Annotated in this window: 10 protein-coding genes; 5 read left to right on the top strand and 5 right to left on the bottom strand. The window is 60.5% G+C overall.

Annotation, left to right across the window (positions count from 1 at the left end):
• The coding region (gene lepA, locus AC1DT3_RS08480; RefSeq protein ID WP_477464814.1) for a translation elongation factor 4 at nt 1–1,377 on the top strand (1,377 nt) is incomplete at its 5' end.
• A gap of 65 nt (nt 1,378–1,442) precedes the next feature.
• Here the strand turns inward: lepA and AC1DT3_RS08475 are convergent.
• Nucleotides 1,443–2,267, bottom strand: coding sequence for a calcium-binding protein (locus AC1DT3_RS08475; RefSeq protein ID WP_477464813.1), 825 nt, complete (start codon nt 2,265–2,267; stop codon nt 1,443–1,445).
• A gap of 190 nt (nt 2,268–2,457) precedes the next feature.
• On the opposite strand from AC1DT3_RS08475, the gene AC1DT3_RS08470 reads away from it, so the two are divergent.
• The gene (locus tag AC1DT3_RS08470; protein ID WP_477464812.1) at nt 2,458–3,405 is read left to right on the top strand and encodes a homocysteine S-methyltransferase family protein; all 948 of its coding nucleotides are present in this window, start codon (nt 2,458–2,460) and stop codon (nt 3,403–3,405) included.
• Nucleotides 3,406–3,408: 3 nt separating this feature from the next.
• Here the strand turns inward: AC1DT3_RS08470 and arsC are convergent, their stop codons facing one another.
• A complete protein-coding gene (gene arsC / locus AC1DT3_RS08465) occupies nt 3,409–3,837 on the bottom strand; it encodes an arsenate reductase (glutaredoxin) (RefSeq protein WP_477464811.1) in 429 nt (142 codons plus the stop codon).
• A gap of 34 nt (nt 3,838–3,871) precedes the next feature.
• Complete coding sequence (locus tag AC1DT3_RS08460) at nt 3,872–4,462, bottom strand: hypothetical protein (RefSeq protein WP_477464810.1); 591 nt, start codon at nt 4,460–4,462, stop codon at nt 3,872–3,874.
• A gap of 158 nt (nt 4,463–4,620) precedes the next feature.
• On the opposite strand from AC1DT3_RS08460, the gene AC1DT3_RS08455 reads away from it, so the two are divergent.
• Complete coding sequence (locus AC1DT3_RS08455) at nt 4,621–5,451, top strand: lytic murein transglycosylase (RefSeq protein WP_477464809.1); 831 nt, start codon at nt 4,621–4,623, stop codon at nt 5,449–5,451.
• Between the two features lie 7 nt (nt 5,452–5,458).
• Here AC1DT3_RS08455 and AC1DT3_RS08450 read toward each other — a convergent pair whose 3' ends face one another.
• Both AC1DT3_RS08450 and AC1DT3_RS08445 read right to left on the bottom strand, forming a co-directional pair.
• Entirely contained in the window at nt 5,459–5,935 is a 477-nt protein-coding gene (locus AC1DT3_RS08450; protein ID WP_477464808.1) for a hypothetical protein, read from the bottom strand.
• A gap of 9 nt (nt 5,936–5,944) precedes the next feature.
• On the bottom strand, nt 5,945–6,289 hold the full coding sequence (locus tag AC1DT3_RS08445) for a DUF6152 family protein (protein WP_477464807.1): 345 nt from the start codon (nt 6,287–6,289) through the stop codon (nt 5,945–5,947).
• 312 nt (nt 6,290–6,601) lie between these two features.
• Here AC1DT3_RS08445 and AC1DT3_RS08440 point away from each other — a divergent pair, with 312 nt between their 5' ends.
• Together AC1DT3_RS08440 and AC1DT3_RS08435 are read left to right on the top strand one after the other, a co-directional pair.
• The gene (locus AC1DT3_RS08440) at nt 6,602–6,916 is read left to right on the top strand and encodes an ArsR/SmtB family transcription factor (RefSeq protein ID WP_477464806.1); all 315 of its coding nucleotides are present in this window, start codon (nt 6,602–6,604) and stop codon (nt 6,914–6,916) included.
• 29 nt (nt 6,917–6,945) lie between these two features.
• Nucleotides 6,946–7,436: rhodanese family protein (locus AC1DT3_RS08435; RefSeq protein ID WP_477464805.1), on the top strand; the 491-nt coding region annotated here is incomplete at its 3' end.

The raw sequence follows: 7,436 nt of genomic DNA, 5'->3' as shown, positions 1-7,436 counted from the left end.
GATCCGGACCGGATCAAGGAGCAGATCGAGGAGGTGATCGGCATCGACGCCTCGGAAGCCATTCCAGTGTCGGCGAAGACGGGCCTGAACATAGACGGCGTCCTCGAAGCCATCGTGAAGCGGTTGCCGCCTCCCTCCGGCGACGAAGCGGCGCCGCTCAAGGCTCTTCTCGTGGACAGCTGGTACGACGCCTATCTCGGCGTCGTGGTGCTGGTGCGCATCATCGATGGCGTGCTCAAGAAGGGCATGACCATCAAGATGATGGGTACGGACGCCTCCTATGGCGTCGATCGTGTCGGCGTGTTCTCGCCCAAGATGCGCGACATGGGACAGCTCGGCCCGGGCGAAGTCGGTTTCTTCACAGGCTCGATCAAGGAAGTCGCCGATACCCGCGTCGGCGATACCATCACGGACGATCGCAAGCCCACGGCCAAAGCATTGCCCGGCTTCAAACCCGTTCAGCCGGTGGTGTTCTGCGGCCTCTTCCCGGTCGATGCCGCCGAGTTCGAAAACTTGCGTGCCGCCATGGGCCGGTTGCGGCTCAACGATGCGAGCTTCTCCTACGAAATGGAGACTTCGGCGGCGCTCGGCTTCGGCTTCCGGTGCGGCTTCCTCGGGTTGCTTCATCTCGAGATCATTCAGGAGCGCCTCGAACGAGAGTTCAATCTCGATCTCATTTCCACCGCACCGAGCGTCGTCTACCACCTCAAAATGCGCGATGGGTCGATCAAGGAATTGCACAATCCGGCGGACATGCCGGACGTCATGAAGATCGAGGCCATCGAAGAGCCGTGGATCCGCGCCACGATCCTGACACCCGACGATTACCTCGGCGCCGTGCTCAAGCTGTGCCAGGACCGACGCGGCGTTCAGATCGACCTCAACTATGTCGGCAAGCGCGCGATGGTGACGTATGACCTGCCGCTCAACGAGGTGGTGTTCGATTTCTACGATCGCCTCAAGTCTATCTCGAAAGGCTACGCGTCGTTCGACTATCAYATCTCGGACTACCGAGAGGGCGACCTCGTGAAAATGTCGATTCTCGTCAATGCCGAACCTGTCGACGCGCTCTCGATGCTGGTTCACCGTGACCGGGCAGACAGTCGTGGTCGCGCCATGTGCGAAAAGCTCAAGGAGCTTATTCCACCGCACATGTTCCAGATCCCGGTTCAAGCGGCCATYGGCGGCAAGATCATTGCTCGCGAGACCATCCGAGCCCTCCGCAAGGACGTGACCGCCAAGTGCTACGGCGGCGACGCCTCGCGCAAGCGCAAGCTGCTCGACAAGCAGAAGGAAGGCAAGAAGCGCATGCGGCAGTTCGGCAAGGTCGAAATCCCGCAGGAAGCGTTCATCGCCGCCCTGAAAATGGACAGCTGAGAAACGGGTATCTGAGAAATCGACCGCCGAGGCCCTGTTTGCATTCGGGGCCGGCGAATGCTCGGCTACGCGATGACGAAATCAGCCACCGTCATTTTGAGATTACGGCCAAGCGTCGCGAATTTGACCGCCGCGGCGGCGCCGTCTCCATCCACATCGTACCAGAGAATGCCCTTGGCGTTGTCGTAGATGATACGATCGTCCGCGTCGTGTGCGGCCGTGCCGGTCCAAAAGGCATCGGCGGACAATTTGATCTTCTTCGCAAACTCACCTGCGAAAGCCGCCTTGAAGATCTCGTGATCGAGATAGACCGTGTCGTCCTTCACCTTGAAGTCGGCGAGACGATCGACGTTCCTGGATCCAAGTTTGGAATCGAAGAGGAACTGATCCCGGCCGGTGCCCCCTGTGAGCGTATCGTTGCCCAAGCCACCGGTGAGCGTGTCGTTCCCCGCATCCCCGTACACCTTGTCGTTTCCGGCCTGTGCGTAAATGTAGTCGTTGCCACCCATACCGACGATCGTATCGCCTTTGGGGCCGCCGGAGATCGTCGTCTTGCCACCGAACAGCACGCTCAAGACACTCGCATTGCTTCCGGACAAACAGAGATTTTGAAACGAGGCCGCCGGAAGCTCCAAATCGGCAATATTGAAGTAGATCGCCACGTTGTTGTTGGCTTCTGCGAACTGAAACTGCGTGATCGTGCCTGCGACAAGCCGCCCATTCGCGTCCATGCTCAAGCCGTTGCCCTGAATTCGCACATGGGATCCATCGGCTTGATCCAGGACGATCGAGAACGGCGTATTGGTCACGACCTTGCCCGTGAAGGCCGATTTGAAATCGATCTGCGTCACATTCATCGGGTAACTGGAATTGATGAGAATGAAGGTCATGGGCACCTCGTTGCTGAGCGATACGCGATAACCGAAATACTATTTCACTACAACCCGCCGGGATGTCCCGCGCACGGTGTGGTTGCGGGCGGGCGTTGACAAGGATCGAGGGCGGACCGACCATGAAGTCCGAAATACGAGGCTAGGCTGACGAAAGACTTGTCCTGATAGTCAGGAGGAGGGCTTTTGCATGAATCGGATCAGGCCCCTGCCCCAGCGCGCCGACGACACCATCTTCCTGACGGATGGCGGGCTCGAGACGACGCTCGTCTTCCATGAAGGTCTAACGCTTCCGTGCTTCGCCTCCTTCCCTCTTCTTTCCGACAACGAGGGGCGGGCGCGGCTCGAACGCTACTACGAACCCTATCTGCGCTCCGCAATCGAGCGGAAGGTCGGTTTCATCCTCGACACCCCGACCTGGCGCGCGAATGCGGATTGGGGCGCCAAGATCGGATATGACGCTTTGGCGTTGGCTGATCTCAATCGCGATGCGGTGATTTGGGCGCAGGGATTACGAGAGCGATTCGAAGCCAAGACGACACCGATTTTGATCGACGGCGCCATAGGACCGCGTGGAGACGGCTACCGGCCCGATCGGCGGATGACGGCCGCCGAGGCCGAAAGCTATCATCAGGTCCAGATTGCGGCCTTCGCCGATGCGGATGCGGACATGGTGACGGCATACACGATCAACTACGCCGCCGAAGCGATTGGTATCGCCAAGGCCGCCAAGGGACACGGTCTCCCCGTCGCGATTTCCTTTACGGTCGAGACCGACGGAAAACTTGCTTCAGGCGAAACGCTGCAAGAGGCGATCGAGAAAACAGACCAGGCGACGGGCGCTTTCCCGGCTTATTACATGATCAACTGTGCGCACCCGAGCCATTTCGAGAGTGTGCTGTCGTCCGGCACAGGTTGGACCGATCGGATTCGAGGTTTGCGCGCCAACGCTTCGTCGAAGAGTCATGCCGAGCTCGATGAATCGGACACGCTGGACATCGGTGATCCGCCGGCACTGGGCCGCCATTACCGTGCACTGAGGGAGCGTTTCACCCAACTCAACGTGCTGGGTGGCTGCTGCGGCACGGACCATCGGCATATCGTCGCTATCTGCGACGCATGCCTTCCGTCACGTTGAAAGCTAGGCCGTCGCCGCTCTCCGGCCGGACGCATCGATCACCAGTTCGCCGTCTTCCTTCCGGAATTCGCCCTGTTGCGGCAGTGTCAGGATGTCCAACACCGCCTCCGACGGTCGGCAGAGCCTGACGCCGCCCGGCGCGACGACAATCGGTCGTTCGATCAGGATCGGATGCGCGATCATGGCGTCGAGCAATTGATCGTCCGAGAGAAAAGGATCTCCCAGACCGAGGTCGTCATAGGGCGTCCCCTTTTGACGGATCGCTTCCCGCACGGAAATCCTCATGCGCGCGATCAGCTGGCGCAGCATCAGGCGCGTGGGAGGTGATTTGAGATACTCGATGATGTGCGGTTCTATCCCCGCGTTGCGGATGAGCCCGATCGTGTTGCGGGACGTCCCGCAAAGTGGGTTGTGGTAGACGATGACGTCCATTGCCGGTCCTTCGTGATCCGCATTTGAGGCGCGCCTAAGCCCTGCATTGGGCTTCGACCTTCAACCCGCCGAGCGCCCCCCGCATCAAAGCCTCATAGGCTTCGCGTCCGGGCACATCGGTGAGCGTCAACTCCAAGACACTAGCGCTGGTCAGCGGCACAATGAAGGTTTCGACCGTTAGGGAATGCGACGCGGAGGGGAGATTCATGTCGACCCACGTCGCAGACCAGCGTTTGGCGCCGGCGGCGACCGACGACAATGTGATCGCTTGCGCGGGTCGGCCAAGCAGGTCTTCGTAGTCGCGCCGCAAGAAATCGGCGTCGCGGGTTGCAAGATCGTCAAGCCCACTACCGGCCGCGACCGCGCGCGTATCCAGCTTCAACGTGGCGGCCGAACTCTCGTCCTTCAGGATGGCGGCGCCCTCATCGTCCGTCGTCAGCGTCCATTCCTGCGGCAGGACGAGCGTGAAACAGGCGTTGTGTGCCGCTCGGCCAGCGACGCGCGTATCGCCGCTCGCCGGATCGAGCGCCACGGAAATGCCTTCTTTGATCGAACCGCTARCCGCGGACAGCTCCGTGCGCGCCCAGGCGTCCGACGCCACGAGCAACAGAACCAATGCCGCCATGGAGCAAGATCGAGGATGGAAAGGCCAGGCCATTGCATGCAACTCCGCGTTCATAGGAAGGCCTGACATGAAAACGCGGTCGAAGCGTGTCGGTTTCGCCCTTGAGATRGGAAAAAGCGGCGCTACCTCGTTTCGAGGTACAAACGGTGGAGATCACGATGCGGGCCATGATGCGGATTGCGGTGATCGTTGGGACTCTGGCAGGAGCTGGCGGCGCTTCGGCCGCCACCTGTCGTGATCCTGCGGGTTTCGACAAGTGGCTGGACGATATCCGGGCCGAGGCTGCGGAAAAGGGCATATCTGCAGAGGCGATCCGCATCGGATTAAACGGTGTCACCTTTGATCCCAATGTCATCCGCAAGGACCGGGGACAGGGCGTTTTCAAACAGAGCTTCGAACAGTTTTCGGGCCGAATGGTCTCGTCATATCGCCTCAAGATGGGTGCAAACCTCTTGAAAAAGCACGCCGGCACATTGTCCCGGATCGAGGACCGCTATGGCGTGCCGCCGGAAATCCTGGTCGCCATCTGGGGATTGGAAAGCGATTTCGGCGCCGCCAAGGGCAACCTTTCGACCATTCGTTCGGTGGCAAGTCTCGCATTCGATTGCCGTCGCACGGACATGTTCCAGGCTCAGCTCTTTGATGCGCTTCGCATTGTTCAGCACGGCGATCTATCTCCGAACGAGATGCGTGGCGCTTGGGCCGGCGAACTGGGGCAGACGCAATTCATGCCGTCTTCATATGTCAAATACGCCGTCGATTTCGATGGCGACGGGCGGGCGGATCTCCTGCGCAGCCCGGCCGATGTTCTTGCCTCGACGGCCAATTATCTGAAGGGTCACGGGTGGCAGCGAGGTGCCGATTGGTCGCCCGGCGCGCCCAATTTCGAGGCCTTGCGCCAGTGGAACAAGTCGACCGTCTATTCGCAGACCGTCGGCTATTTCGCGACCCGCCTCGGCGAGGGCAGCGAAGCACGCATGGGCCAATAGGCAACAATCAAAGATAAGCGATCGCGCGACCGCTGAGCAGAACTGCGATCCATGCGACGAGCGAGACAGCCGCCAGGGGACGCGCCCCTTTCAATGGCCGTTCATGGCGCAGCGTCGAGCCGAACAGCGCGTAGAACAGGGCGACGTTCGCGAGGCCGATGAGGATCCAGGCGAGCTTGAACAGAAAAGCCGGATTGAGAATGATCGTCGACGCCTCCGCCGACAAAAGCACGATCCCCGACGCGATCTGCAGGACGAGGCCGAGCGCTGCGATGGGAATGGTCGCGCGGTAGACAATCCGGTCCTCGTGTCGGCGACGAAGGACCTGGACGTCGAATGCGACGATCGCACCGACGAGAAGCGCGGCACCCAGCACGTGGACCAGATTGGCGAGCGGATAGAGCCAAGTGGTACTTCGAGCTGCACGACCGAGCGCGGAATGTTCGAAGGCTGACATTGCGCCCGATATGATGTCCGTTTCCATCGCCTCGCCTCAGCGCAGTTCGTAGGTTTTGCCGGCGACGATGATCCGCTCGGCGCGCATCTCGTGTTCGTTGCGCGTGGACGGATAGCCCTCGATCTCGATCGCCGTCCCTGGCTTGAGCATCTCTTCGGACAATCCGCGCGCCTGCATGCGAAAGAGCGGCGCGAGCGTCGCTTCCCACATCGCTCCATCGTTCTTGAGCATCACGTGTGCGTGAGGATTGGTCCATTGCAGCATTTCGACGGGCGCCCTGATCACAAAGACCTTGGAGACGTCGTAGCTTCCCCAGCCGTGATGAGCCATTGCGGCGCCGGAGAGCAGCGTTGCTGCGATTGCGAAAAGCGGGCGTTTCATAGCGTCACCCTTCTGACAAGTAGAAGCCTAGGAACATTCTGGAGCGACGCGCCGGACCAGCAAGTCACAAGGTCGCCAGCCAGTCTGAGAACCCAGACAGCGCTGTCGTAGGAATATTTCGGCCACGGCCATCCGACCCGTTCCCGACCGCAATGACAATGACAAGGACAAGGGTGAGAGCAAAGGCGAGACGTGAATGAGCAGTACGCGCTTCTTTAGCCCGCCGCACGCCCGCCGTGGTCTTTACGTTTCACTTGCAAATTTCAGTTATATTAGCGCCTTCTAAACTAACCTCGATTGCAGGGAGTTCGGGTGTCGCTGCCTTTGGCTCAGTTGGGTATGTCTGGAGCGTCCGCCAGCGGCGTGGCGCGAACCCTGCGCGTGCTTGGCAATGAGCGCCGTCTGATGATCCTGTGTGCGTTGGCCGATTGCGGCGAGGCTGCCGTGCATGCGTTGGCGCGTACTGTCGCATTGAGCCCGTCGGCACTTTCCCAGCACCTCGCCAGAATGCGCGTGGACGGTATCGTCACGTTCCGGCGTCAGGGTCAGACTTTGTGGTACCGCATCTCCGACCCGCGCATTCATCAGCTGATGGCCGAACTCCATCGTCTATATTGCCGCGCCTGAGCGGCTCCTCCATCGTGAAAGGCACTGCCATGCCGCTCCCCAATATCTCGCCGATCCAGGCGAAAGATCTGATCGATCAGGGTGCCATTGTCATCGACGTCCGGGAACCGGACGAATTCGCTCGAGAGCACATTCCGGGCGCACGTCTTCACCCACTCTCAAAGCTGGAACTGACGGTATCGAAGACTGACGATTATCCAGTGATCTTCCATTGCCGATCGGGCAATCGCACGACGATCCACGCGGAGAGGCTCGCCGCGGCCGCGCCCGATGGCGGATACGTCCTCGAGGGCGGGATCGAGGCCTGGAAGAATGCCGGCCTTCCGGTCTCGACCGACCGTAGCGAGCCAATCGCCATGCAGCGTCAGGTGCAGATCGCCGCCGGCTCGCTCGTCCTCCTGGGCATCCTCTCAGGCGCGTTGATTGCGCCCGCTCTTTATACCTTGTCCGCATTGGTCGGCGCCGGTCTCGTAATCGCCGGCGTCACCGGGACCTGCACGATGGAGCGCATCCTCGCTGC

The organism is Microvirga sp. P4_G7 (genome assembly GCF_056401005.1).
The sequence above is the reverse complement of the archived record's forward strand: the minus strand, read 5'-3'. Positions and strand labels throughout refer to the sequence as shown.